This is a genomic window from Pseudomonas fluorescens, from assembly GCF_001307275.1.
GTDB lineage: Bacteria > Pseudomonadota > Gammaproteobacteria > Pseudomonadales > Pseudomonadaceae > Aquipseudomonas > Aquipseudomonas fluorescens_AA.
The window spans coordinates 7036227-7062223 of record NZ_CP012831.1; the positions used below are offsets into that span (position 1 = coordinate 7036227).

Consider the following 25997-nt stretch of genomic DNA (forward strand, 5'->3'; position numbering starts at 1 on the left):
GCACACCAGTGATGCTTGATGTCTACCTATTTAAGTGGACACCATTTTTAGCTCATGCAAGCAGGATCGCCATGCGTCAACGGAACTCAAAGCCGTTCAAATCCCAGGTCGTCCAAGAAGGCTTGCAATCATTCAGCGCCGCCATACCTGCCCCTCCGCACTGACCACCCAGGGCGTCTTGCCGACAGCTAAATGCACTCCACCCACCCAACGCTCCGGCGGCTGTTGGTCGAGCCAATGCGCCTGTCCGGTCAGAACCCTGTCACCCAGCTCCGTCAACTGTAGAAGTCGTTGCGGCCAGGTGTTTCCCTGTCCTTCGCGCAATAGCGGCTGGGGCGCATCGATCAATGGCCGCAGCAATGCATGGAACATCAAGTCGCCCAAGTACGGTAGCGGCTCATCGTGCTGCATTAATTGGGCGAACACCCGACCTGCGGGCAGCTCGCCATGCTCTCCCAGGATGCGCAGCACCAGACGCTCGGTCAGACTCAGGCCGTCGTCTACGCCCGGAAGCTCCTGTAGTTGCCGTGCCAGGGCGGGGCCCAGCAGCGGCAAGACCGGATGCTGCTGGCCCGCCAACTGCGCCCACTGGCGCGGATCCGGCGCGGTATACGCGGCCCACGTCTGGCGCGCCAGCGCCAGCGCGTCGTCCCCTAGCGAGCGGCGTTGTGGCCAGAGCCAGGCGAGCAGATCTGGCGCCAGCTGACCGATACCAATAAACCGTTCAACTCCCGGCACCTGGGCAATTTCGATCAGTTCGAGTCGGCGCGGTCGGCTGGAGAGGCTTGCCAGCAGCCGGATCAGGAACAACTGGTCATAGGCGTCGGCTTCGCACCAGAGTACCACTTCGCTATCGGCATGAAGTTGCGCCAATGCCGACCGCTGTGTGGCCTGGCGCTGTGCGATATCACTGGCGGCAAGGCCGAACGCCTGTTGCGCATAGGCGCTGCGCACCTGCCAGTACTCAGGCTCCGGTAGCGTGGGGACTGGCCCCATCACCATCGGGTCGTCGAACATGTGAAACGCGCCTTGGAAGCCAGCAGTGCGCAAGCTGTGCTCGATATCGTTGCCGCACCGCCAATGCTGTACTGCGGTCTCGTCATCGGCAACGAAACCCGGGTGGCGCGCGGCGAAGGCCACTGCATCGGCGTGGGCCCTGAGCTTGGGCCAGCTGGCGAAGCCGGCCTCGCGGGCCACCAGCCACTGGGTGTCAGCGAGACAGTAAGCGGGACCTGGCAAACCGAGCGCGCAAAGTTGTGCGCGAGCTTCGCTGGCCTGGTTATCTTTCAACGCCGTCAACAAGCGCTTGGCGCGTTTACGCAAGGTGGGTAGATCGAGGCGGCCGTGATGGCGGGAAGTATTAATGGCGGGCATGCCAACTCCTTGTCTGGCTCGGTCCGCCCGCAAGCCGGGAGTTGGAAAAAGAAAATGAGTAAAACGAGCCTGGGTTGCCCCTTCGCGCGGACCGCGGGCGCAGCGAACGCCTAAGACCAGACTCTAGCGTTAAGCGCTGAGTGAGGCAACGCTCGCCCACAAAAAACTCCGTTGGTGCGTATGGCGGGACAGGGGTAAGTGAACGAGTATTACGCCTTGCCAGCGGATACCCAGTTGTGCGGCAGCAGCTCGGCCAGAGCGCTGGCCTTCTGCGTCGGCAGTCGTGACATCTCCGTTCAGTTAATCGTCATGGCAGCGGCGAACCCGACATCAGCAACGGGCAGACGCTGGGCGGAGTTAAGAGCGGGGATTGGAGGGATATTTCTGGGTCACCGTCCAAGGCCTTAGGAGCCCAGGACGGTGAAGATTTCAAAGACCCGGTTTCCGGCGGATCATAAGGCTGCTCCGCTTAAGTGACCAGCATTACGTCGATGCGTTTTTTTTGTTTGGACAGGCTCAATCTTGGGTGAGTGCCGCACTCAAGCCGTATCTGCCCCAGCGTCATCAAACAGTTGCTTGTCGAGGTTCAAGACCTTGTCCATTACGTCCTGAGGACTGCCCTTACCCTCAACGGTATGGGTCTTGTAGTTGAAATCGAGTGCTATCCAACCCTGCAACTTCGCCTCATAACTATTAGGATACTGTGCCTGCTCAATAGCGGGCAAATCCTTATAGTATTCAAGTGCTAAAGTAAAGAATTTCGTCAGCTTTCCAGTTTCATTGTATTCCGCGATCGAATTAGCAACAACCTTCTGCCGCCAGGCATATTCCTGATCGGACGATTCACTCCACGCCGCGCGACGCTCGTTAGTCGTAAAACTTCCACTCTCATCATAGATAATCAATGAGAGCTGATCGCTCGACATACCCGCAAATGGATTTTTACCACTGCCATTGACAAACTGCGTTGCATTGTCCGCACGAGCCAATAACACAGGGTCCTGAGTGCCAGGCACTTCAGCATCATTGGCTTTTTTGTTGATAAAATAACCATCACCGGAAATCTTGCTCAAAAGCTCACTCGCTTTCGCGCCAAGCTCTTTCCTGCTCAAACTCGAATCTCTAGCCGCCGCACGGGCGGCACTCTCACTCAACTGTAGAGAGAGTGAAGAAAGGCGACTGGTATCTTTATGACTACCGAGATCAGCGCTTTCAGTTGCCACCTGAGTCTTCGTTAGCGATTCATTTTGGCTCGCCGTCACATTGGAAACCTGCGAACCAGAGAACCCATTTGAATTAATTGAACCGACCAAGATAATGTCTTCCTTGTTATCAGCCGTTCCTGAATACGTGGCTAGTCAATTAATATCGGCAGCACTCAAAAAAACTGTAATGCTTCACGTCGGGATCAACATCGAAGACGGGCTGGGCTCGCCAGAACTGCTTGTCCGAAAGATCGACGTCGCGAGAAAGGTGGCGAATCAGGTGACGGACTGCCATCCCCCGAAGAGAATTGAAGCGTCTGGGCGTTAGACGACTCAGTGCGAGTTCCTGCATCACCGAGTTTCTGTATGGTGTTATGGGAGCGTTGGTCCGCACCACCAGGTGCGCTTTCATGCAAGCCCCCAATGCATCCGAGCCCCTTCGCGAGGAGCGCAGAACACTTCGTCATAGCAGTCGACGTTTAGCAGGACTGATCGCCTTTGATCCAAGAACGAAGCTTGTCCAACGTAGGCGCCTTGACGCCAATCGTGCTCCAGCCCTTGAGGGTGTATAGCTTTATCTCTGCGATACCCTCAGGGGTGGGCTCGATAGTGATGATCGCCAAGCTGAGCCTTACGCCTTGGGCCACCATACGCTGGGTGATCTGTCCGCTACCGAGTTCTGAATCGAACTCGCCTTCCGTTGTGACCGGGGTCCCCAGGGGCGAGTGTTCCAAACAGATTCTGCTTGCTTGACGGATATTACGGTAAGCGGATTGAGCAGTAACGTCCGCCTGGATCGAGCCATCGTAACCGTCTGGATCAGACATCAGATTTGCGGGGGTATTTGTGCATCCTGCCAGCAATAAAAAGCCGATAGCCCATATAAAATTCAAAACCTTGCTCCCTTTTTGTCGACAGAATGAACATGCAAGCAAGGTGTTTTAGGTCATTCAGCGTCCTATTCGCACACTCAATCACACGGCGGTGAGACGTGATGCTGATCTACCCATATGTTTTTTGCCGTTTGTTATAACGCTCTAACGATCAAGTATCTAGCACAGGTATCCAAACGCTGGAGCATTTTCCAGGCACAAAAAAAAGCCACTCATCTGAGTGGCTTTTTTCTGAATCTTGGAGCGGGAAACGAGACTCGTATCTGGCGTCCGACCCATTGAAATCTAAGGGGTTTCTTTTCTTGCCCGAGCAGGAAAAGACTTAATTCTGGACTTGTTATTTGGGAGGATCAAGAGCCAACCATGAATGAAAAGTCAGTGCTCTGAGCCAATCTTCGTCTTTTTTCAGTAGCGCTTGTAAATCCGGAGAAAGCAGCATCGGTGAAAAAGCACTGACATGCGTGTTTTCCGGCCCGAGCACCCCCTTGGATTACAAGTCACGCGGATGTTGTCAAGGACACGGTGGCTTTTATGGGGGCATTCAGTTTTTGGTCAGGTGTCTCGTATTGTCGCCGCGTCGTTGTTTAATAGAGTTCGGGGGCCGATTGGCAATACTGGCAGGGCGCATGACCATTACGTACGACTTTCTCTCTGTGAAACTGTCGAGTTGACGGCCTCTTTGTTACCCTGAATGGGCTTCTCGCTTCTGTTTCCAGCGCTGGTGTCGAGATCCTGAAACACATTTCCCCACAGAACCGACCTGGCTAGTATCGTTCTCGACGATCAGCTTGGTATCGCCGAGTTCCTCCTTGGGAGGCGACGAGCGCAAGCCGTCGAAGAGGTTGCGGGCAGGCGTCGCGGCTTGCCGACGCTGCAGCTGCAGCTGCGCAATGCCTACCCTGATGGGGCTCAGCGCGGCTGAAGACGCAGCAGTTTGCCATCCTGTTCGTCGGTGAGCACGTAGAGCAGGCCGTCAGGGCCCTGCCTGACATCCCGAACGCGGGCATGCCCGTCCTCCAGCAACTTGTGCTCGGCCACGACCTTACCGTCTTTCAGTTCGATACGGTCGAGGTAACCGAACTTGAGCGAACCGACGAAGAGATTGCCCTTCCATGCCGGCCCATAACGGTCGCTAGTCAGGAAGGCCATGCCGGACGGCGCGATCGAGGGCACCCAATAATGCAGCGGCTGCTCCATGCCGTCCTTGGCGGTCAGGCCGTCGCCAATCTTCCCGCCGCCATAGTTTTCGCCGTAGGTTATGACCGGCCAACCGTAGTTGCGACCCGCCAGCGGAACGTTGATCTCGTCGCCGCCCTGCGGACCGTGATCGTTCATCCAGAGGCGGCCGTCCGGACCGAGCGTAGCGCCCTGGCTATTGCGATGGCCATAGCTCCAGATCTCTGGCAAGGCACCGGGGCGGCCGACGAAAGGGTTGTCGGTCGGCACCACGCCGTCCTTCTGGATGCGCACCACTTTGCCCAAGTGGTTATCGAGCTCCTGCGCATCCTCCTTCCGGCTGTAACGCTCCCCCAACGTGACGAAAAGCGTCCCGTCCTTCGCCTCGACGATGCGGCAGCCGAAATGCGCGGAGCTGCTCACTTTCGGTCGCTGACTGAAAATCACCTGCAGGTTGTCGAGACGCACCATGTTGCTCGACAGCGTCGCGCGTGCCACTGCCGTGCTATTGCCCGCGCCACCAGCAGCCGGTTCGGAAAAGCAGAAGTAGACCATGCGATTCACGTCGAAAGCACTGTCGGTCACCACATCCAGCAGCCCGCCCTGCCCGCCTGCCGCGATCGCCGGCAGCCCCTCAACCGGCGGGCCGATGCTCCCATCGGCACCAACCACCCGAAGCCGTCCCGGCCGTTCTGTCACCAAGTAGCGATGTGCCGGCAGAAAGGCCACTGCCCAGGGATTCTCTAATCCGGTTGCCACCCGCTCAGCCCGCACCTCGGCGGCCAGCGCGCTGGCAGCAAAACCCATGGCAAGAAATGCTGGGACCAGAACCCACTCAAGTTTCAGATTCATGTCTGTTCCAATAGTTGATTTGACAGCCGCTAGCACACCCTACGAAGAAAGATATAAATTAGTAAATCTGTGCGCTACGCATGTGCATCCAGATATTTCTCTGCTTTTGCGATCCCGTTAATGCGCCGAAGTTTCTGCATCGTGAAGACGCCCCCCTGCGTCCGAACGCCAATGGCGGGAGGCTTCGACGCCAGGTGTTTAGGCACGGCGCCTCAAGTCGGCGGCTCGCTGAACTTGGCGACGAACGTCTCTATGAAGCTCGGTGATCCGGCGAGGGTCAGCGTCACTTCGTGCCAGCCTCCCAGCTCGACGGTCACTGCAGGTCGTGGTCCCACACTACACGCCCACTGAGGTATTTCATCTCGCCCCACCGAGAACGCGTGCGCCACCGCGCCCGTGGTAACGGAGCCTGCGTCAGTCAGCGCACTTGGTCACGACCCTGCCGTCGACCGACGGATGTACCGGGAATGGCGCCATGGCCTCGAACACGCCGTCGCGTCGCACCAGCGCGTGGAACAGAGCGGCCCCGAGGTGCAGCAGGATCAGCGCGAAGAAGCAGAACGAGAGGAACTTATGAGCGTTCCACAGCCGGCTGTGCAGGCCGGCGTCGGGCGACACGATGGCGGGCAGATGCAGCCCGGCGACGAGCACCGGGTAGTCCGCCGCCGACAACATGGCCCAACCAAGCAAGGGCATCGCGAGCATCAGCACATAGAACGCGACATGCGAGAGTTTGGCGGCGAGCTTCATCGGCTCGGGCATGTCACGCGGCAACGGCGGCGCACCAAGGCGCCAGCGGACGATCAGACGCAGCACCGCGAGCACGAGGATCGCAATACCCAACGGCTTGTGGATCGAGACCAGCATCAAGTACGCGGGCGTGATCGTCGAGACCATGCCGACGCCGATGAACAGCATCGCGAGGATGCAGATCGCCATGCCCCAATGAAGCGCCCGCTGCAACGGCGCGAATTGCTGGTTGACTTGGCTCATGGCTTGGCTCCGGCGGTGGTGGTGGTGATGATGGACGGGGTGCGCGGATAGTCTTTTTCTTCGGCGGTCCGGCGGTTGTACGAGACCGAATAAGCGGCCGAACGTGCGGCGGGGAAAGGGTCGTCGGATGTGCGCATGCCAGCCGGCAGCACGGTGGGATCGAAGTTGATGTCGCGGCATGAGCCATCGGCCTCGGGCTCAATCTTCGTCACCGACAGGGTGCCGACGCCGACGCTGCGGCGATCTTCCGGCCAAGCCTTGCTCGGGTCGGAGGTCGGGTCGCCCGGGCCGGCGACCATGACCGTCATAGCCCAGCGCTGCGTAGCCTTCGCGACGCGCTCGGTGATGTCGGCCAGCAGGAAATCGGGCTCGCGCTTCTTGAGTTCGTCGCTCGAGACCGGCACAGGTATGGCGGCCGGCTTAAAGGACCAGCGCACGGCTTGGTCTTGGCCCTGCGCGTTAGTGAAGACGAAGCTGTTGATGCCGTTGTAGCGGTCTTCGGCGTACGAGCTGGTGAACGGCGCGCTGCCAGCCCACTGGCTAAACGCGCCGATCTCGGGGTGCGCAGTGGCGAAGTTCTTCAACGCATCCGGATGGCTCTTGTCGGCGGAAGCCACCTGCAAATCGTAGAAAGCCTGCGGCGTCGCGACCGGGAAGAACGGCGCATTGATCATCGCGGAGCGCCACTCCTGGCCGTCGGGCGTTCGGATGCGCAGGCTCAGGGAGCGCACGCGCGCCGTGCCATCGGGCGCTTTGAGGTCGGGCGAGGCGAGATTGAAGCGGCCGGTCACGGGATAGGTGCCGGCGGCGAACATCTGTGCCTTGGACAAATCGCTGCCCGCGCCGTTGGCCTCGAAGGTACCGGTGAAGCAGATACCCTTGGCATGGGCGCGGCGGAAACCGAGAGCCGGTCCGGCGGGCGGCGCCAGCACCTCGACGATCTTGGTCGGCGTGAGGCGCGCGGGTGTCAACCAACCGGCTGTGTATGCGAACGCGGCGCCGACGGCGACAACCACCGCCGCGATCAGTACGAGCGGCCCTAGAAAAGACTTATTGGAGTGAGGATGTCGCTCGTTCATCGAAATTTCTTCCGGAGTGCGGGGTGGAGAGTTCTGTAACGAATTTAACGCTTTACTCAAAACCTTGTGCGAAGTCGCTACGGCGCTGAAGACTTCTATACGCACCGACCAGCAACGTTACGTTGCCGCCGGCCGCGCGGCGAAGAAGCAGTACAAGTGGCGACGATCCTATTCCCCCAAGCAAAACTGCACAGCGAGGTGATGGTGAATCTGCATCCGGGCTCCAGAGTGATGCTCTGCGACGCGTTTTGTCTGCCCCCTCAACGGGGTGCCGGCTTCTTTGATTTCTACCGTGCCGACCTGGAAGTACGCTGGCCGGAGATAAGCTTGGCGCTTAATGGGCAAGATATACTGCGGCATATGCCGGGTGTCAGTCATGCCTTCCAAGCGCTGGCGACGTTTATGCTCGTAGATCAGGGCTTGCCTGTCGAAGCGCCGAAAAGTGCCTGCGCATGCCCTTCCCCACTCATCCCGGTCTGGGGGTCAGCGCATTGCCCAACGATTGCGGGGCAGCAATCACTCTCTTATCGTTAATCTAAAGTTCCATAACTCTCTAGCCATCTTGGCTCTAAAAAGCACTATTAACGGCGCATCGCGTAATGGCTACCTATACATGGTTTGAAAATATCACGAGCTTAGTGGGCTCAATCATGCAGCCACGTGCTAGGCCCTATGAATAAAAGCACGCAATGCAAGAAATCACCGCGCTTCGATGGCACATCAACACAGTGATTTAGTGCCCGCTCAACTACGAGCGAGCACGACTCACAACTAAGCAACATGCTTGAGACGATTACCGTTACCGATTCAGGGCTTGCATTTTTTCTTTTGGAAAAACCTGCCAGCCCACAATCTGGATGAAGTATTACTGTTCGGCCAGCGGCTAATTTTTCAAATGGTCTCTTGCCCCTACAGACCTGAAGAACGGGTTTAGAAGCAGCTTCCGCAGGAAGCGCCGGAACGGAAACAGAGGTTGTGATCTCTCTTTCGACGCAGCCCAACAAGCCTTGACCAAACAAGCTTTCACGTCCGTTAAGCCTGGCGGATGTCCTCTACAAGGTCTCCTCCATCGCCTGTCCCAGACCGAGTCACTCGAATCGGCGACCAACGCAGCCTGCGGCGGGTTTTCCGCCGGTCATATAGCAAGGCTGAGCTGATGCAGGCGGACCGAATACTTCCATGTACGGGACTCGATGATCAATGGTCATCGCAGCGTGGTGATATGTCATTCGAACAAGCATGAATTCATCGGGATAGGTTTCCATTTCGAACCGCCTGGGACTTGGGGGCGCGATTATCCAATAGCGTGCATAGATGCTTGCAATTTCATGGGATGTTTTGGGGCAGGGACTGGCATACATTAGTTGGCAAAGCCAATCCCGACGCGCGACGCCATTTGCGAAACGAATATTCCTCATGAAAAGTCTATGACGCCTACGCCGACGACAAGCCCTGCTGCTCGACGGGTATTCAGGCTGGCAGGAACAATCTCAACTACATGTAAGGCAAGCACATGCAACTGACACAGGAATGGGACAAGACTTTCGCCAAGAGCGACAAGGTGGACCATAAGAAGATCACCTTCACGAACCGCTATGGCATCACCCTGGCGGGCGACCTGTACCAACCGAAGAGCGCCAGCGCAAAGCTGGCAGCTATTGTCGTCTGTGGCCCGTTCGGCGCGGTAAAGGAGCAGTCCTCCGGGCTCTATGCGCAAACCATGGCCGAGCGCGGCTTTGTCACGCTGGCCTTCGATGCATCCTACACCGGGGAAAGCAGCGGTGAGCCGCGCAACGTCGCCTCACCAGACATCAACACCGAGGACGTAAGCGCGGCAGTTGATGCTCTCAGCCTGCAACCCTCCGTTGATCGCGAACGGATTGGCGTCATCGGCATCTGCGGTTGGGGTGGCATGGCGCTGAATGCCGTGGCCTTGGATAAGCGCGTCAAGGCGGTTGTCGCCAGCACCATGTACGACATGACCCGCGTCATGTCCAAGGGCTACAACGATAGCGTAACCCTCGAACAGCGCACGCAAGGGCTCGAACAACTGAGCGCACAACGTTGGGTCGACGCGGAAAATGGTGCCCCTGCTTACCAGCCCCCCTACAACGAACTGAGGGGTGGTGAAGCGCAGTTCATGGTCGATTATCACGATTACTACAGCACGACCCGCGGACACCATCCGCGCGCGGTCAACTCGGGCAACTCCTGGACGGTCACTACACCGCTGTCGTTCATGAACATGCCGATCCTGACCTACATCGCGGAAATTTCTCCACGCCCGGTCCTGTTCATCCATGGTGAAAACGCCCACTCGCGCTACTTCAGCGAAACCGCCTACGCGGCCGCGGCGCAGCCAAAAGAGCTGATGATCATTCCAGAGGCCAGCCACACCGATCTGTACGATCGTGTGGACGTGATTCCTTTCGACAAGCTGACGACCTTCTTCACGCAGCACCTGGCCACGGCGGCAGGCGCCGCTTGACGCATTGAAGCGGCCGCATCCTGGCGAGCGAAATGCCACGATGCGGCTGAACTGGCTGGCGCGCCCTACGGTATGGACTCATGCCACTCAACACTTCTGACTTTCCAGTGGGGATCGCAACCAGAACTGGCAATAGACCACTCGCTGAGGGGCATTAGCGCCATATTGCTGCGCGAATTCGCGCTCGAAACCTACGAGTTCACGTGCAGGCGCGGCAACGCGTCTGGCCCATTTTCCGCATTGCAAGGAGAACAACATGCAGAGCAAACACGTTGACGTCGGTGCAGGCGGCACTCTCTCCTCTCTTGGCGCTGCAAGCCGTAGGCATTCCTGGCACCGGCGGGCCATGCGACAGCTTGGAATGCCGCTGGTTCTCCTTGCACTGTGCAGCGGCCATCCCGCCCACGCCGCCAGCACTGCGCTGCCCGTGGCCGCGGAGCAGGATGTCACTCAAGCACCCAATAAATCGGATGAATCACGCCTGTGGATGACCGTCGGGGAACGTCGCTTCGCCATCACCCTTGCCAACAACGAGGCCACTCGCGCATTCGCTGCCACGCTGCCGCTGACACTGGACATGGAGGACCTCCACGGAAACGAGAAGAAAAAAGAACTGCCTGAAGCGCTGCCCACCAGTGAGAGCCGGCCCGGCACGATCCGCAACGGAGACCTTATGCTTTGGGGATCGCGCACCGTGGTCATCTTTTACAAGACCTTCGACTCAGCTTACTCATACACCCGTCTGGGCCGCGTGGACGATCCGACTGGCCTGGCCCAAGCGCTCGGCAGTGGCGATGTTCGGGTGATGTTTTCCCAATAGCAGCGTGCGCTGACAAAGTAGTCCCCACGCGCTCAACACCGACCTGAAATACCGCGTCATCGTCTGCTGCATCTCCTTCGCAGCCCGAATCCAGAGAGAGAGAGATCATGATCAAAGACAAAGTAGTCATCATTACCGGCGCATCGTCCGGAATCGGCGAGGCAACCGCCAAGCTGCTCGCGAGCAAGGGCGCAAAAATCGTGCTCGGCGCCCGTCGAGAAGACAAGCTCAAGCAGATCGCGGACGAGATTCTCCTGAACGGAGGCCAAGTGGTCTATCAAGCGCTGGACGTGACCAAGCAAGAGGACAACAACAGCATCGTCCGCCTGGCCAAAGAAAGGTTCGGTCGCGTGGACGTGATTTTCCTGAATGCAGGGCTGATGCCAAACTCCCCCCTGTCCGCACTGAAGACCGAAGACTGGCACCAAATGATAGATGTCAACGTCAAGGGCGTTTTGAATGGTGTGGCAGCGGTGCTACCCGAGTTCCTGGCACAGAAGGCTGGGCACGTCATCACTACCTCGTCGGTGGCGGGACTAAAGGCCTATCCGGGCGGCGCCGTCTATGGCGGGACGAAGTGGTTCGTTCGCGACTTCATGGAGGTGCTGCGCATGGAATCCGCCATGGAAGGCAATAACATCCGCACCGCGACGATCTACCCGGCCGCCGTCAAGACGGAACTGCTGGCGACGATCAGCGATAAGCTGGCGCTTGACCAGATGCAGGACATCTATGACAAGTACGGCATTTCTCCAGACCGAATCGCCAACATCGTCGCCTTCGCGATCGACCAGCCCGATGACACGACAATCAACGAGTTCACAGTTGGCCCTGCGAACCAGCCTTGGTGAGTGCATTGCATTCACGCAAGGCGTCCGACAGCCCACCACTGTCCTGACAAGGAGCTTTCATGAAGACCGTACCACTAGGATCAACCGACACTCGGGTTCCCAACGTCGTCGCGGGCATGATGCGCATCGCCGGCAGCACCGATGACCAGATCCGCGCGCTCTACACCGCGGCGCGCGAATCGGGCATCAATTTTTTCGATCACGCCGACCTCTACGGATTCAACCATCCCGACGGTGGCCCGCACTTGTGCGAACGCCGGTTCGGCGAGGCGCTGCGACTCAGCAGCGCCGAGCGCGAGCAGATCTTCCTCCAGTCCAAAACCAGTATTGTCGCCGACCCGTGGCACTACGATCAGTCCTATGAGCACATCGTGGCGTCGGCCGAGAGGTCGCTGAAAGCGCTCGGTAGCGACTATCTGGATGTGCTACTGCTGCACCGGCCCGACGCACTCGTGGAACCGGAAGAAGTCGCCCGCGCCTTCGACCATCTGGAGTCCACCGGAAAGGTCCGCGCATTCGGAGTTTCCAACCATACGCCCCGTCAAATCGATCTGCTCAAAACCGCCGTGACCCAACCGATCCTGGCCAACCAGGTCCAGCTTTCGGTGACGCATTCGACGATCGTCGCCCAGGGCCTGTCGTCGAACATGACCGGATTCGACGACTCAATTACTCGTGACGGTGGCGGCATTGTCGACTACGCGAGGATCAACAAAATCACGCTGCAGGCGTGGTCTCCATTTCAGAAAGCCTTTCAGGATGGGGTGTTCTTCGACTCTCCCGACTATCCGGAACTTAACGCTGAACTCAAACGACTCGCTGCACAGTACGACGTCACTCCGACCGCGATCGCTACAGCCTGGATCACCCGTCATCCCGCCGGCATCCAAGTCGTACTGGGTACCACGAGACCCGAGCGCCTAGTCGAGGCAGCCGCGGGCTCGAATATTCCGCTCACCCGCCCCGAATGGTACGGGCTTATCCGAGCGGCAGGTCACAACGTTCCCTGAACGCACCCGGACGTCGAAAGTGGCGCCTGTCCCTCTGATTACTAGCCCCACAACGGCGTTAACACCAGAGCTCTGCTTGGATCATGCACGCCGAAGCGTAATGATCGAAAACAAGGACCACCTCTTCACGAACCACTTCTCCCCGACGGGGACTCCTTGTGTATGGCGAGGGCCTTGGCCAAGCCCTCACCATACTCTCTCAACGCATCTGCAGGATGATCGGGTTGCTGCTGGCCGGATTGGTTCGCTCACGCAGCTCCTTCACCTCGTCAGCCTTCACTGCCCCTCCCTGATTACCCCAAGACGTGCGGACGAAAGTCAGTACATCGGCGACTTCCTGATCAGAGAGTTGGTTGCGGTACGGGGGCATGCGATATGAATCCGGAATGCCATTAGCAACGACACGTTCGGAACCGTTCAAGGTGGCATTGATGCTCGTAGCACCTTCCTTCACCATTGATGAAGATGCGCCTGCCAAAGGAGGTATCCATGGCGCCTGCCCGCTGCCGTCACTGCCGTGGCAACTGCTGCACTTGGCCATATAGTTGGCTGCCCCAGGTGTCGACAGAGGTTGTTCTGCCAGTTTGGCCGCTGGCTTCCATGGCGGCCCGTCACGCTTTGGGTCGCCCGGCAACGACACCAGGTAATGCGCAATGGCTTTTAAGTCCGGGTCGGACATGTATTGCGTCGAGTTGTTGAAGACTTCCGCCATGGTGCCCACGACCACGCTGTGAGCGTTACGTCCGGTTTTCAGATAGTCGACGATCTCCTGCTCGCTCCAGCGCCCCAATCCAGTGTTCGGATCCTGGCGCAGGCTCGGCGCGTACCACCCATCGAGCAGCGAACCGCTGAGGAAAGTAGCGCTGCTTTCATCCAGCGACTTCTCGTTCATCGTCAAGCTGCGTGGGGTATGGCAACTGCCACAATGCCCCGCGCCCTGGACGATGTAGGCGCCGCGGTTCCACAGCGCATCCTCTGAGGGCTTGGCCTGATAGGCACCGTCATCGACAAACGCGGTATTCCACAAAGCCAGCGGCCAGCGCATGTTGAGCGGCCAGGGGATATGGCTTTGCTGGTTCTGCTGCTGCGCCGGCTTAACGCCGGCCATGAAGAACGCATAAAGCGCCCGCACATCATCGTCGCTGAGCTTGGCATAGGATGGGTACGGCATAGCCGGATACAGCCTGTGCCCGTCAGCCGCGACTCCGCTGCGTACTGCGCGATCAAAGTCGGCTAGGCTGTAATTACCGATGCCCGTTTGTTTGTCCGGGGTAATGTTGGTGGCATAGATTGATCCCATCGGGGTCGCCATCTCCAGGCCGCCGGCAAACGGCGCACCTTTGGGCGTGCTGTGGCAGGCCACGCAATCGCTAAGCCTGGCGACATATTCACCACGCTGGACGAGTTGTGCATCTGCCGAGGGTGCAGATGCCTCATTAGCAAAAGGCGAAAATGGCGTGCGATTGACAAACCAGCCCAAGCCAGCTGCCACGACGATGCCTGCTGGCAGCAGATACTTTATAGTTTTATTCACGAACCATTCCTCATCAGGTGTCGAAGCGGTACTGCGATAGAGGCATGCTGCGAATTCGTTGACCGGTCAGTCGCGAGACGGCGTTAGCAACCGCCGGTGCCACCGCAGGCAGAGGCGGCTCACCGATTCCGCCCATTGGCGCACCACTCTCCACCACACGGACATGGACCCTGGCCATCATTTCCGGTGTGAGGATGCGGTAGAGGTCGTAATTGCGCGCCACCGGCGTACCACCTTTGTAGATGGCTTGTTCGACCAGGGTTTGAGACAAGCCAAGGGCCACGGCTGAGTTGACCTGAGCCTCGATGATGGCGGGATTGACGATGCTACCCGGATCGATTGCCTGCCAGATGTCGTGAACCTTCACGGCTCCGTTGCTGATGGAAACCTCTGCGATCACCGCCGTTTCGGTACCAAATGGCGATGCCATTGCAACGCCTCTTGCTCGCTTGGTGCCGTCTTGCGCCGTGAACGGCCCTCGTTTCCACCCCCCGGACAGGTCGGCCACTACTTTGAGCAAGTGGCTTAGCCGCTCGTTGCCCTGTAGCAGCTTGGCCCGTAGCTCATAGGGATCCTGACCGCCGGCATCCGCCACTTCATCCAGAAAAGCTTCATACATGAAGTCATTGATGGAGTTCCCGACTGAACGCCAGTAGCCCAGCATCACCGGGGTCTGCGAGTACAGTTGAGCGATCCGACGATGGGCAATGGCGTATTTTTTACCGGCCAGGCCTTCGACGGCGGTCGGGTCGATTTTGTCTCCTTGTTTGTTAGCGATACCCTCGGTTGGCCCTTCCGTGGCACTAATTGCTTCAAAGGCCACCGGCATGCCCTGTTCATCCAGGCCAGCGCGAAAGCGCACTACGGCGGAAGGACGAAGCACGTCACGCAAAAATTCTTCCTCGCGACTCCAGATCACCTTGATCGGTCGACCTGTGGATTGAGCCAGCTGGATAGCCTGAGGGTAAGGTGATGCATTCGGGTATAAAAAATGCCGGCCGAAAAAACCACCCAGCAGCGGAGAGTGGAGAGTGATTTTGGAAGGGTCCAGACCGGTACGCTTGGCGACGTCGGCCAAAAACAAATCCGGGGCCTGGTTCGGCAGCCACAGATCGAGATTGCCTTCAGCGTCGAAGCGCGCCAGGGCCGAGGGCGGCTCCAACTGGGCGTGGTTGAGGTATTGGGTATGGTAAGTCGCACTGACGACTTTCTTGGCGCCGGCCAACCCTTGCTGCAGGTCACCCTCACGTTCGGCCTCATCCCCGGCGTCGGTGGTTTTACTCAATTGCTCCGCATAGGCCTGGGTGTCGAAATTAGCCGGCATGTAGCGCACGGTTGAATCGCCACCCGGCTCCGTCCACTCCACTTGCAGAGCCTCGACGGCACGCTTGGCCACCCACCAGCGTTGCGCAACCACCGCCACTGCCCCCTCAAGACGGTGCACCGAATGCACGCCTTTGAGGTTTCTGATCTGATCCTCGTTGCGCACCAGCCCCACTTGCAGACCCAAGCGCGGCGCATGCTGTACCGCGGCGTGGAGCATGCCTTCGACACGAGTATCGATGGTGTATTGCGCCTTACCAGTGGATTTGTCGTAGACGTCTATTCGCTGGACCGGCTTACCGATCCAGCGGAATGTGGCAGGGTCGCGCAGAGTAACGGTTTGCGGATCGGGAATGGGCAAATCGAGCGTTAACGGCGCGAGTTCACCGTAGGTGATCGATCGATTGGAAGCGGCATGAATGACCCGCCCTGGCTCAGTAGTCAGCTGCGCCAGAGGCACCTTCCAGTGGGATGACGCGGCCTGCAATAGCATCAGGCGCGCCGATGCGCCCAGTCGGCGCATGGTCATGTAACTCGCGCGCATCGACCGGCTACCACCCGTGAAGCGCATGCCACCTTCCATGACTTTGAAGTCATTCCCGGGCGCCGCGTTCTCCACCAGAAAGCTGGCTGGATCTATATCGAGCTCCTCACCCACGACCTGTGCCATGCCCGTGAAAATGCCCTGCCCACCCTCAATAAAGGGGCTCTGCAGGCGAACGGTATTATCCGGACGAATCTCCAGAAACGCCGGTACACGGGCGCCAGGCGGCAATGCCTGGGCACGCTCGGCAGCACGCAACGGGCCAAGGGGAATTCCGAAGCTGATAACAAGCGCACCCGCCGTGACGCCAGCCGATGCCTGCAAAAAACGGCGGCGAGAGACGTTCACAGGTTGCGCGTCGGAGAGTACGCCGCGCTCGGCGATAGAATCATCCAGTTTTGACATAGTGTTCCCCTGTGTTTGCATTCAATGCTCGGCCTGGCAGCAGACCAATCCCTGCTCCATTAAAGGTGGTCAGGATTAGCCGTCGGCATTGTCACCAGGCACATCGCAGCTCAGTCGAATTGCGCGTGTTCAAGCACCAGCAAGCTCATCGACAGCAGTCTTGATCGCGTTATAAGTGCCGCAACGGCAGAGATTCGTCATGGCGGCAGCAATATCGGCTTGGGAAGGTTTGGGAATGCGCTGCAACAGCGCAGTGGCGGCCATTACCTGGCCAGACTGGCAATAGCCACACTGGGCGACTTGATGCTTGACCCAGGCCGCCACCACGCGCTTGCCCAGCTCGTCGTCTTCAATGGCTTCGATTGTGCGAATCTGTTTGCCCTTTACCCCTTCAACCGGTGTAACGCATGAGCGAAGCAGCACGCCGTCCACCATGACCGAACAGGCGCCGCATTGCGCCAAACCGCACCCGTACTTGGTTCCGGTCAGGCCGATATCGTCGCGAATCACCCATAACAATGGTGTATCCGCATCCGCCTCAACCTCATACACAGTGCCATTTACGTTGAGTTCCATTGTAAGAATGCCTCGATTGAAAACAGTGTGAAAAACCTGGCCGAGCACGACCTGCGGATAATCTTTGGCAACTGACCATTCGCAATAACAACAACTGCAACGTCGTCTTTTTAGACAAGCCTTACCCTACTGGGCTCGTCCGTGGCACAGCAAGCGAACCACGTGAGTCACCTCGCAAGGTGCTATTAATCAGATGAATAAATATTCTCTTCAAACAGCAGGCGTGCCGCGCCAATAATCGGCGCGGCACCGCTTGGTCTTGGATAGTCGCATCAGGCCTTCAACGACGGCAGTGCTGCGGCTTCCTCGTCAAAGCCATAGACCGATTTGATTTCCAGATACTCTTGCAACCCGAAAACGCCCATTGAGCGGCCAATGCCGGATTCCTTGTAGCCACCCATAGGCGTCAGCGAGTTAGTCGGCGCGCCGTTAAAACAAACACGCCCGGCACGCAGGCCGCTGGCGAACTCATACGCCTTGCGCCGGTCCCCACCGAATACATAGCCACCCAACCCATAAGGCGAGTCATTGGCGATTTCCAATGCCTGCGCCTCGGTGGAATAAGGCACCACCACCAAGACCGGCCCGAAAATCTCTTCCCGGCAAATAGTCATCTCGGGGGTCACATCGACGAACACGGTCGGACGGGTGAAAAAGCCACGTTCGAAGCCTTCGGGGCGCCCCAGTCCGCCGACAATCAGCCGTGCACCCTCATCGAGGCCCGACTGTATGTGACGCTGTATGCTGTTAAATTGTGCCCGGCTGACAATCGGCCCCATGGTCGTGGCGGGATCTCGCGGGTCTCCGAGACGGAATCGGTTTGCTTCGTCAACCAGAAACGGAATGATCTGCTCCACCTGACTTTCATGCACCAACATGCGACTCGGCGCGTGGCAGGATTGTCCGGTATTGAAGAAGCCGCGCTGAATATTCCAGCGCGCGGCCTTTTCCAGATCGGCGTCTCGCAGCACGATATTCGCCGACTTCCCGCCCAACTCCAGGCACACGCGTTTGATGGTGCGTGCCGCTGCCTCGCCTACCTGCGCACCGGCACCGGTCGAGCCCGTGAAGGAAACCATGTCGACATCGGGATGCTTCGACATCGCCTCGCCAATCACTCGCCCCGAGCCGTTGAGCATGTTGAAAACGCCCTTGGGTACGCCTGCGGCATCCAGCACCTCTGTCAGCAGAATAGCGCTGACCGGCGAGTTGATACTGGACTTGGATACGACTGTACAACCGGCGGCCAGCGCATAGATCAGCTTGATGACGGTTGTCTGGATCGGCCAATTCCAAGGCGAGATCAGTGCGCAGACACCCAGGGGTTCACGGCGAACGATCGTATTGCCAATTCGCGCCTCGAACTCGTACGTCTTCAACAGGTCGCGAGCGACCTTCATATGTTCGATTGGCCCCATAACCTGAGCACGGGCACTGCAGGGAATACCCACCTCTTGCGCAATGGCCTGTACAAAATCATCGGCGCGCAATTCGTAGGCTTCGATGATACGGTTGATCAGGTCGTAACGCTCATCGAGGGAAGACTGCGAATAGCTTTTGAATGCACGCCGAGCTGCGGCCACGGCAGTGTCCACCTCTTCAACGGTCGCCATGGCGACCGTGGCAAACGCTTCTTCGGTAGTCGGATCAATCAATTCCTGGCGCTGGGAGGCCGCGGCCTCTACCCATTCACCGTCGATATAAAACTTCGCGTAATCGTGCATCTTGCTGGTGCCTCCAGTTGTTGTTATTCGGTGAGCATTTTCGTGACAGGTGGCAACACGGTACCCGCCGATTCAACCAACAGTTTCGACCGGCGAACTGCTTGCCCGGCGAGCCATTGCATCTTCACGAATCAGGTCGGCGGCTTTCACACCAATCATGATGGACGGCGCATTGGTGTTGCCCGACGTGATGAATGGCATGATCGAGGCATCCACCACCCGCAGACGCTCGATACCACGGACACGCAGTCGTTCGTCCACCACCGCCATGGCGTCGTTACCCATCTTGCAGGTGCCGCCCTGGTGGTGGGCCGAGTTGCCGGTTTCGACCAGATAGTTGTAGATATCTTCATCGGTACGAATGTGGAGCCCCGGCAATTCTTCCGAAACCACGCGAGACTTGATGGGTTCGCTGTTCATGATTTTGCGTATCCAGCGCACACCACTGATCACCGCATTGACGTCGTAATCGCTGCTCAGGAAATTTGGCGTGTAATCGGCCGGGTCAGACGGGTTGGTTGAGCGCAGCGTCACTGTTCCCGTGGTGCTGGGACGCAACTGATAGACCGACACACCGAGCCCGGGATGCCTTTCAACGTCAACCGTGCCATCGGGAAAGTATTGAAAGGTCATGGGCCGAAAGCTGATTTGGAGATCAGCGTAGTCCTCGTCCGGGCTACTTTTAACAAACGCCGCGACCTGGGAAGAGCCAAGGGCAAGATACCCTTTGCGGGTCATCAGGTAACGGAAGCCTTCCCAGTACTTGCGCAGGCCTACAAGGTTGGCGTTGTACGAACTGTCTGGGGTGCAACGGAAGGCTGTGTGAATATAAAAATGATCCTGCAGGTTTTGCCCTACTCCTGGGGAATTCAGAACTTCGGGAATTGCGTGTTTTTCCAGTTCAGCCCTTGGGCCGATGCCAGACAACATCAGCATCTGTGGGGTCTTCAGCGAGCCTGCTGACAGAATCACTTCGCGCGCCGCATAGATACGCTCCAAACGGCCACTCTTCAAAACCTCTATACCGACAGCGGTACGCCCCTCGAATAAAACGCGCTGCAGCTCGCATCCGGTTCGAACCGTCAGGTTCGGCCGTTCAATGACAGGCTCGATAAATGCCCGGTAAGTCGACATCCGTTGCCCGTCTTGGATGTTGTGTTGCATGAAACCTACGCCATCGTGCAAGGCGCCATTCATGTCCTCGGTCACCGGGATACCGATACGGTTAGCGGCTTCTATAAAATCGTAGCTACTCTTTTCTTTAACGACCGGATCACTGATCCATAGTGGACCATTCGCTCCGCGATATTCATCGCCGCCCCGCTCAAAGTGCTCCATCTTTTTGAAATACGGCAAGACATCTTCATACCCCCAGCCTGGGTTGCCCAAGGCACGCCAGCCGTCAAAATCCTTTTGGTGACCTCGGATGAATACCATGCCGTTGATGGAGCTGGATCCACCGAGCAATTTGCCCCTAGGCCAGTACATCCGACGCCCTTGAAGCTTCTCCATTGGCGAGGTGCGGAAATTCCAGTTCAATGACTTATTGAAATAGAGCTTGCCCATTCCCGCGGGCGTATTGACCCAGAAACGATCTGAAGCAGGTCCCGCCTCAATAAGCAGGACGTTGTTCCGGGGATCGTCAGACAAACCGCGCGCAACCGGGCAGCCCGAAGAACCGGCACCGACAACGATGTAATCATAAATCTGCATGTACCCGCTCCTCCCGCTATTTCCCGACGCGGGAAGTGCCTTTGAACAACCGGTCAAAACGCTCGAAGCGATAAGCCCATTCGGGCCCCTGGTCCGTTTCGTAAGCCAACACTGCGGAGAGCATCGCGAAAGGCTCTATATAACGGGCGACCTTCAGAGCCCCAGCGTCCACCGGATCAAAGCCCACCTGACTGATAAGATCCGAAACTGTGGCTTTACTGGCTTCGTCCTCGCCACAGAAGATCAAACTGGGACGTAGCACCTCTCCCCTGGCCGCGAATACATCGAACAAAACTTCGCTGGGTGTCGACTGGAAGGCCGCAACGACATGCGCCTCAGGAATCATCTGTGCCAGCGTTTCCGCACCGGAAATCGTATGGCCGATGACAAGCTCGGTGTCTTCTGCGTTTAAAGGATTGCAGCAGGTCACGACGATTTTGCCGCTCAAGTCATCCACCTGGCTGAGGACGTCAGGCACTTGAAGCCAATGCACGGCCAAGAGGACCAAGTCAGCGTTGAATGCCGCCTCTGCCGGCGTGCTGGCCTGTGCATTCTTGCCTGCCGATGCAGCCAGATCGGCAAGTTTCTGCTGATTACGCGAGTAACTGAAGGAAACCTCATGGCCAACCCTGGCAAACATGGTGCCCAGATGACTGCCCATTCGGCCGGAGCCAAGAATTCCGATTTTCATGAAAGGCCTCTTGTTATTTTTTGGATTAAAAACACGGATGGCGTTCGGGTGAAAGGCTCGACGGCGAATAGAGGTATGATCAAAATTGATTAATCCCCTCCACGATTGTCATGGCCGGCTCATGAACATAGATCCTTGGAGCGGGCGCTTGAGCTGATACAGTATTCGCCCCCACGTAGAGAATGATGAATGGCAAAGGAACACTACAGCGACCTGCTCGCGCTCATTGCAGTTGCACGAGAGCAAAGTTTCACGCGGGCGGCCTCCCAGCTGGGAATCTCTCAATCGATGCTCAGTCATAGCATCCAGAGATTGGAGGCTCGGGTCGGCGTACGTCTTCTCACTCGGACGACCCGTAGCGTATCCGTCACCGAGGCCGGTGAACGTCTGCTCAATACCGTTGAACCGCGATTGAGGGAAATCGAGACCGAACTGATCGCCGTGGCTGAATTTGGCGACACCCCCGCCGGCAACATTCGCATCACGGCAACCGATCATGTCATCGAAACTGTGCTTTGGCCGAAATTGGCGCAAGCCCTGCCGAAATACCCACAAATAAGTGTAGAAGTCGTTATCGACTATGGCTTGACGGACATCGTGGCCGACCATTTCGACTTTGGCATCCGGCTCGGGGACGGGTTGGCAAACGGGATCGAAGCAGTTCGTATAGCTCCCGACATGCGTTTTGTGATAGTGGGCGCGCCGTCCTACATGGAGTCTCGTGCCATGCCGACCAGACCTCAAGACCTCATGGAACATGAATGTATAAATATGCGCCTGCCAACACGTGGCGGCCTGTACGCGTGGGAGCTGGAAAAGGACGGCCAGGAAATCAATACGAGAGTCAAAGGCAGGCTCGTATTCAATGGCATCAATCAGATTTTGGATGCCGCTGTATCGGGTTTCGGACTGGCCTATGTTCCCGAGGACATCGCCCAGCCCCATCTGGTTGATGGCACCCTGGTCCCTGTCATGGAAGCCTGGTGGAGAACATTCCCGGGGCTGCACCTTTATTACTCCAGCGAGCGCGAGAAGTCTCGGGCGATGCAGGTTCTAATCGATGAGTTACGGCACCCCGAATAGTCAACGGTGCTCTGAGCCCTTCCTTTTTCGCATCTGAATTATTCGCCATCATTCATAGGCGCTTTCGGATTTCAGATCATTACAGATCATCCTTAGCCCCCTATCATTTCGCCTCAAGCAAGTCGCGATGAGACAGTGTCCCATCGCCCGCTGGGGTCGATCCCTGGTTATTTTTCCTTTCATTATTCGTCCATTCGCCCAGCGCCCTAGTTGTCGAGGGCGTCATGTATTGGCTATTTCACAGGAACACCGATGACTACCTCAACTTTGAATACGGCCCAGATTGACAGCCGGATCTGGAGCGCCGTGGGGTCTTTGACACTCTGCGTCGCTCTGCTGATCGCCGCAGAATTCATGCCAGTGAGTCTCCTGACGCCCATCGCCAACGACCTTCACACCTCACAAGGCATGGCTGGCCAGGCCATTTCCATTTCCGGCTTCTTTGCGGTGGTGGCAAGTCTTTGCATTGCCTCTATCGCCGGACGCTTCGATCGACGTCATGTCCTGGTCTCGATGACCCTGCTGATGCTCATTTCGCTGGTGGTCATCGCTTTGGCGCCGGGCTTCACTTGGTTGATGATCGCCAGAGCTTTTCTAGGCGTCGCAATCGGTGGTTTCTGGGCATTGTCCACCGCCACTGTGCTTCGGATAGTCCCGGAGGAGGCTGTGCCCAAAGCCTTGGGCATGATCTATATGGGCCACTCAGTGGCCGCTGCGTTTGCCGCACCCATTGGGGCCTATGTGGGAGGTCATCTGGGGTGGCGCTTTGTGTTCGCGGCGCTTGTACCGATTGTCATCATTAACGTGATCTGGCAATACAAAAGCTTGCCCGCAATGCAGCCAGAAAAAACCATTCCCCTTTCCAGGCTGTTCGGGGTGCTGAAACGTCGGAACGTCATGTTCGGTCTGCTGGCCGCCATGCTGACGTTTGGTGGTACATTCACCGCTTTCACTTATTTGCGGCCATTTCTCGAACAGGTTACTGGCGTCGACTCCACTCAACTGTCGGTTTTATTGTTGAGCCTGGGCATAGCCGGTTTCGGTGGTACGTACATCGTCAGCCGACTGCTGGAAAAACAATTCCTCTTCCAATTGTTGCGCTGGCTTCCGGTGGCGTTGGCTGTCATGACGGTGGCTCTGGCCGAGTTGGGCTACAGTTTCGCAGCCGCCGCCATCATGATGTTTGCCTGGGGGATGTTGTACTCGGCCATCCCAGTATGCTGGTCGACCTGGCTCGCCAAAGAGGTAAGCGATGAGCCCGAAACTGGCGGTGGACTGATGGTTGCAGCTATCCAGATGGCGATCATGGTCGGAGGCGCTTTCGGTGGCAGCTTGCTGGATCATGTATCGGTAACAGCCCCGCTGATTGGCGGCAGCGTATTGCTCATCCTGGCAGCGCTAGTCGTTGGGAATGGCGGGCGGCTTACCCAGTCCACGCCCGCCTGATAGCCTCTTGTGCCCAAGCCGTCGCTATGCATCCGCTACCTCAATAACAGCGGTGCATCGTCTTTAAGCACGTTCAGCAGTACTTGCGCCGCCGGCGACAAATAGGCGCCGGTTCGCACGAAAACGACAATCGTGCGTTTCATTGTTGTTTCCTTGAGCTTGATCTCCCGAAGGTGCGTCACACCCTTTACGTCTTCGAGAGTCTCCCGGGCCAGAAAACTGAGCAGGTTGGTTTCACCAATCAGGCGCGGCAGCAAGGAGATCGAAGTCGTTTCGATCTGCACTTGAGGCAAAGGCAGGTCTCTGGACTGAAACGCATTGTCTATCCAGCGTCGGGCCGGCACGGCGGTGGCCGGCAGCACCCAACGGTACTGGCACAAATCGCGCAACTCATAACCTGCGCTAAACAGCGGGTGGTTGCGGCTGGCGACCACTACCGCCTCATCGTCAAACAACGCATGAAATTCCAACAAAGGATCTGCTTCGTACTGCGGGCAGATCACCATGTCCAGCCGCCCGGAAAAAAGTGATTCGCGCAGTAAATCGTCCTGCCCAATCACCAGGTTCAAGGTGATCTGCGGCGCACGTGAAAGCAGAGTCGCGGTCAGGTGCGGGAGTAGGTGATCAGCCATGGAAGCAGCGCAGCCCAGGCGAATATTGCCCATCACCCCGTTGGCAACATCACGTATCTCTCGCTGGGTTTCGGCAACGCTCTGCTGTAGCTGTTTGCCACGCACCTTCAGCAACTCCCCCACTGCCGTCAGCTTGATCCGACGCCCGTCGCGTTCGAACAGCCGGGCACCTAGAGACTCCTCAAGTCGTTGGATGCTTTTAGTCAGCGCCGGCTGACTGCGGTTGAGCTTTTGTGCGGCCCTGCCCAGATGGCCCAGCTCGGCGATGACTTCAAAATAGGCAAGGTCACGCAGGTCCATATTCATCAACCAAAGTTATCAATCAATCGATATTAGAAAATAGACTTTATCAAACACGCTATCAATAATTATCAGCACATCGATAGCGATGCCACGCCCTCAAGGCGACCAGCGATTGGAGCACGACTCTTGTCTTCTTCTGCCAGATTTTCTCTACATGCCTACCCCGCGCCATTCAAATGGTTGGCGCTTGCGCTAGTGGCTGGAGCAGCCGGTCAGTTGCTGAAGTTTCTAGGGGTGCCAGCCGGCCAGTTCCTGGGGCCGATGATGGTCGCCATCGTGTTTGGAACGTTCGGTGCGGGTATACAGCTCCATCCCTACGCCTTCAAGCTGGGCCAAGGTTGTGTTGGCATTCTGGCGGCCCATTCCATGACGCTGGCAGTGCTTCTCTCGATAGCCCAGTCCTGGCCGATGATGCTGCTGGCAACCGCCGCAACGGTTTGCCTCAGTGCTCTGGTCGGACTAGCCTTGGTATGGGCAGGCATTCCGGCCAGCACCGCCGCATGGGGAACGGCTCCAGGCGCTGCCTCGGCGATGGTCTCGATGGCGGATGAGTACGGTGCCGATTCGCGAGTAGTCGCCACCATGCAATACGTACGAGTCGTGTGCGTGGTGATGATCGGCGCACTGGTGAGCCACTGGGTCGGGGCACCGACAGGCGGCGAAACGCACGTGACAAACGTCGAGCCGCAGAGCTTCGGACTACTTAATCTAGGCCTGACCATCGCCACGCTGCTTGCTGGTGTTGCACTGGGCAATCGAGTGCCCGCCGGGGCGCTGCTGATGCCGTTGCTGCTGGGTGGCGCCTTGCAAATCAGCGGCCTGTTGCACATCGCGCTGCCCGACTGGCTCCTCGCTACTGCTTATGGCGCACTGGGTTGCTACGTCGGCTTGCGCTTTGACCGCCCAACGATTGGGTACGTCTGGCGGCGCCTGCCGGCGATGATAATGGGTGCCACGCTTTTGATCGCGCTGTGCGCATTATCTGCCTGGCTATTGGCAACAATATCGGACAGGGATTTCCTCTCGATTTACCTGGCCACCAGCCCGGGCGGGCTCGACACGATGGCGATCATCGCGGTGGACACGCATTCCGACGTGGGACTGGTGCTGGCAATGCAGACCCTGCGATTGTTTGCGGTCATCCTGACAGGGGCTTTTGTGGCACGGCTGATCATTCGCTTGTCTGAGCACCGCCAGATAACGTCATAGGCTTAAGCCACACCGCAAATGTCCGCATGCCCGAGGGCTGGCTTCTCCTACTCGGCAACACTTCCCTGTCGCT

The 25997-nt window shown here is 57.8% G+C and carries 21 protein-coding genes and 2 pseudogenes; 10 read left to right on the forward strand and 13 right to left on the reverse strand.

What is annotated here, in order from left to right; genetic code table 11:
* Window positions 1–132: 132 nt before the first annotated feature.
* Window positions 133–1374: a DUF1835 domain-containing protein gene (locus tag AO356_RS30175; RefSeq protein ID WP_060742988.1), complete on the reverse strand. Its 1242-nt coding sequence runs from the start codon at window positions 1372–1374 to the stop codon at window positions 133–135.
* A 288-nt stretch (window positions 1375–1662) separates the two neighbouring features.
* On the opposite strand from AO356_RS30175, the pseudogene AO356_RS31285 reads away from it, so the two are divergent.
* Window positions 1663–1851: pseudogene (locus tag AO356_RS31285) on the forward strand (IS4 family transposase); the annotation flags it as partial.
* Between the two features lie 62 nt (window positions 1852–1913).
* Here AO356_RS31285 and AO356_RS30180 read toward each other — a convergent pair.
* A complete protein-coding gene (locus tag AO356_RS30180) occupies window positions 1914–2687 on the reverse strand; it encodes a hypothetical protein (RefSeq protein WP_237140786.1) in 774 nt (257 codons plus the stop codon).
* An 88-nt stretch (window positions 2688–2775) separates the two neighbouring features.
* Here AO356_RS30180 and AO356_RS31290 point away from each other — a divergent pair.
* Window positions 2776–2974, forward strand: a pseudogene (locus AO356_RS31290) (hypothetical protein); the annotation flags it as partial.
* Window positions 2975–3058: 84 nt separating this feature from the next.
* Here AO356_RS31290 and AO356_RS32765 read toward each other — a convergent pair.
* The 4 genes from AO356_RS32765 to AO356_RS30200 all read right to left on the reverse strand — a co-directional run bounded on the left by AO356_RS32765 (window position 3059) and on the right by AO356_RS30200 (window position 7572).
* Window positions 3059–3472, reverse strand: coding sequence for a hypothetical protein (locus AO356_RS32765; RefSeq protein ID WP_162491242.1), 414 nt, complete (start codon window positions 3470–3472; stop codon window positions 3059–3061).
* A 909-nt stretch (window positions 3473–4381) separates the two neighbouring features.
* Complete coding sequence (locus AO356_RS30190; RefSeq protein ID WP_192260541.1) at window positions 4382–5500, reverse strand: PQQ-dependent sugar dehydrogenase; 1119 nt, start codon at window positions 5498–5500, stop codon at window positions 4382–4384.
* A 414-nt stretch (window positions 5501–5914) separates the two neighbouring features.
* Complete coding sequence (locus tag AO356_RS30195; protein WP_060742991.1) at window positions 5915–6493, reverse strand: cytochrome b; 579 nt, start codon at window positions 6491–6493, stop codon at window positions 5915–5917.
* Entirely contained in the window at window positions 6490–7572 is a 1083-nt protein-coding gene (locus AO356_RS30200; RefSeq protein ID WP_060742992.1) for a catalase family peroxidase, read from the reverse strand. Before AO356_RS30200 ends, AO356_RS30195 begins: the two co-directional genes overlap by 4 nt.
* A 201-nt stretch (window positions 7573–7773) precedes the next feature.
* On the opposite strand from AO356_RS30200, the gene AO356_RS33565 reads away from it, so the two are divergent.
* The 5 genes from AO356_RS33565 to AO356_RS30225 all read left to right on the forward strand — a co-directional run bounded on the left by AO356_RS33565 (window position 7774) and on the right by AO356_RS30225 (window position 12741).
* On the forward strand, window positions 7774–8106 hold the full coding sequence (locus AO356_RS33565; protein ID WP_371919202.1) for a hypothetical protein: 333 nt from the start codon (window positions 7774–7776) through the stop codon (window positions 8104–8106).
* A gap of 979 nt (window positions 8107–9085) precedes the next feature.
* Entirely contained in the window at window positions 9086–10060 is a 975-nt protein-coding gene (locus AO356_RS30210) for an alpha/beta hydrolase (RefSeq protein WP_060742994.1), read from the forward strand.
* A gap of 256 nt (window positions 10061–10316) precedes the next feature.
* Window positions 10317–10880, forward strand: coding sequence for a cyclophilin-like fold protein (locus AO356_RS30215; protein ID WP_310650538.1), 564 nt, complete (start codon window positions 10317–10319; stop codon window positions 10878–10880).
* A 107-nt stretch (window positions 10881–10987) separates the two neighbouring features.
* Entirely contained in the window at window positions 10988–11731 is a 744-nt protein-coding gene (locus AO356_RS30220) for an SDR family oxidoreductase (RefSeq protein WP_060742995.1), read from the forward strand.
* Window positions 11732–11790: 59 nt separating this feature from the next.
* Complete coding sequence (locus tag AO356_RS30225) at window positions 11791–12741, forward strand: aldo/keto reductase (RefSeq protein WP_060742996.1); 951 nt, start codon at window positions 11791–11793, stop codon at window positions 12739–12741.
* Window positions 12742–12940: 199 nt separating this feature from the next.
* Here AO356_RS30225 and AO356_RS30230 read toward each other — a convergent pair whose 3' ends face one another.
* The 6 genes from AO356_RS30230 to AO356_RS30255 all read right to left on the reverse strand — a co-directional run bounded on the left by AO356_RS30230 (window position 12941) and on the right by AO356_RS30255 (window position 21251).
* Window positions 12941–14275, reverse strand: coding sequence for a c-type cytochrome (locus AO356_RS30230; RefSeq protein WP_060742997.1), 1335 nt, complete (start codon window positions 14273–14275; stop codon window positions 12941–12943).
* Window positions 14276–14288: 13 nt separating this feature from the next.
* Entirely contained in the window at window positions 14289–16547 is a 2259-nt protein-coding gene (locus AO356_RS30235; protein ID WP_060743252.1) for a xanthine dehydrogenase family protein molybdopterin-binding subunit, read from the reverse strand.
* Window positions 16548–16676: 129 nt separating this feature from the next.
* Window positions 16677–17123 carry a (2Fe-2S)-binding protein gene (locus AO356_RS30240; RefSeq protein WP_013692840.1) on the reverse strand — a complete coding sequence of 149 codons (447 nt, stop codon included), beginning with the start codon at window positions 17121–17123 and terminating at the stop codon, window positions 16677–16679.
* A 272-nt stretch (window positions 17124–17395) separates the two neighbouring features.
* Complete coding sequence (locus AO356_RS30245) at window positions 17396–18847, reverse strand: aldehyde dehydrogenase family protein (protein ID WP_060742998.1); 1452 nt, start codon at window positions 18845–18847, stop codon at window positions 17396–17398.
* Window positions 18848–18919: 72 nt separating this feature from the next.
* Window positions 18920–20560 (reverse strand): GMC family oxidoreductase, encoded by a 1641-nt coding sequence (locus AO356_RS30250; protein WP_060742999.1) that lies wholly within the window; start codon window positions 20558–20560, stop codon window positions 18920–18922.
* A gap of 16 nt (window positions 20561–20576) precedes the next feature.
* Window positions 20577–21251 (reverse strand): NADPH-dependent F420 reductase, encoded by a 675-nt coding sequence (locus AO356_RS30255; protein ID WP_060743000.1) that lies wholly within the window; start codon window positions 21249–21251, stop codon window positions 20577–20579.
* Between the two features lie 189 nt (window positions 21252–21440).
* On the opposite strand from AO356_RS30255, the gene AO356_RS30260 reads away from it, so the two are divergent.
* Together AO356_RS30260 and AO356_RS30265 are read left to right on the forward strand one after the other, a co-directional pair.
* Window positions 21441–22334, forward strand: coding sequence for a LysR family transcriptional regulator (locus AO356_RS30260; protein WP_060743001.1), 894 nt, complete (start codon window positions 21441–21443; stop codon window positions 22332–22334).
* A gap of 252 nt (window positions 22335–22586) precedes the next feature.
* Entirely contained in the window at window positions 22587–23780 is a 1194-nt protein-coding gene (locus AO356_RS30265) for an MFS transporter (RefSeq protein ID WP_203225770.1), read from the forward strand.
* A 35-nt stretch (window positions 23781–23815) separates the two neighbouring features.
* On the opposite strand, the gene AO356_RS30270 is transcribed toward AO356_RS30265, so the two are convergent.
* Window positions 23816–24712, reverse strand: a complete 897-nt coding sequence (locus AO356_RS30270; protein ID WP_013692834.1) for a LysR family transcriptional regulator — start codon at window positions 24710–24712, stop codon at window positions 23816–23818.
* Between the two features lie 129 nt (window positions 24713–24841).
* Between AO356_RS30270 and AO356_RS30275 the strand changes: the two genes are divergently transcribed.
* Window positions 24842–25924, forward strand: a complete 1083-nt coding sequence (locus AO356_RS30275) for an AbrB family transcriptional regulator (RefSeq protein WP_060743002.1) — start codon at window positions 24842–24844, stop codon at window positions 25922–25924.
* The last annotated feature ends 73 nt before the right edge of the window (window positions 25925–25997 follow it).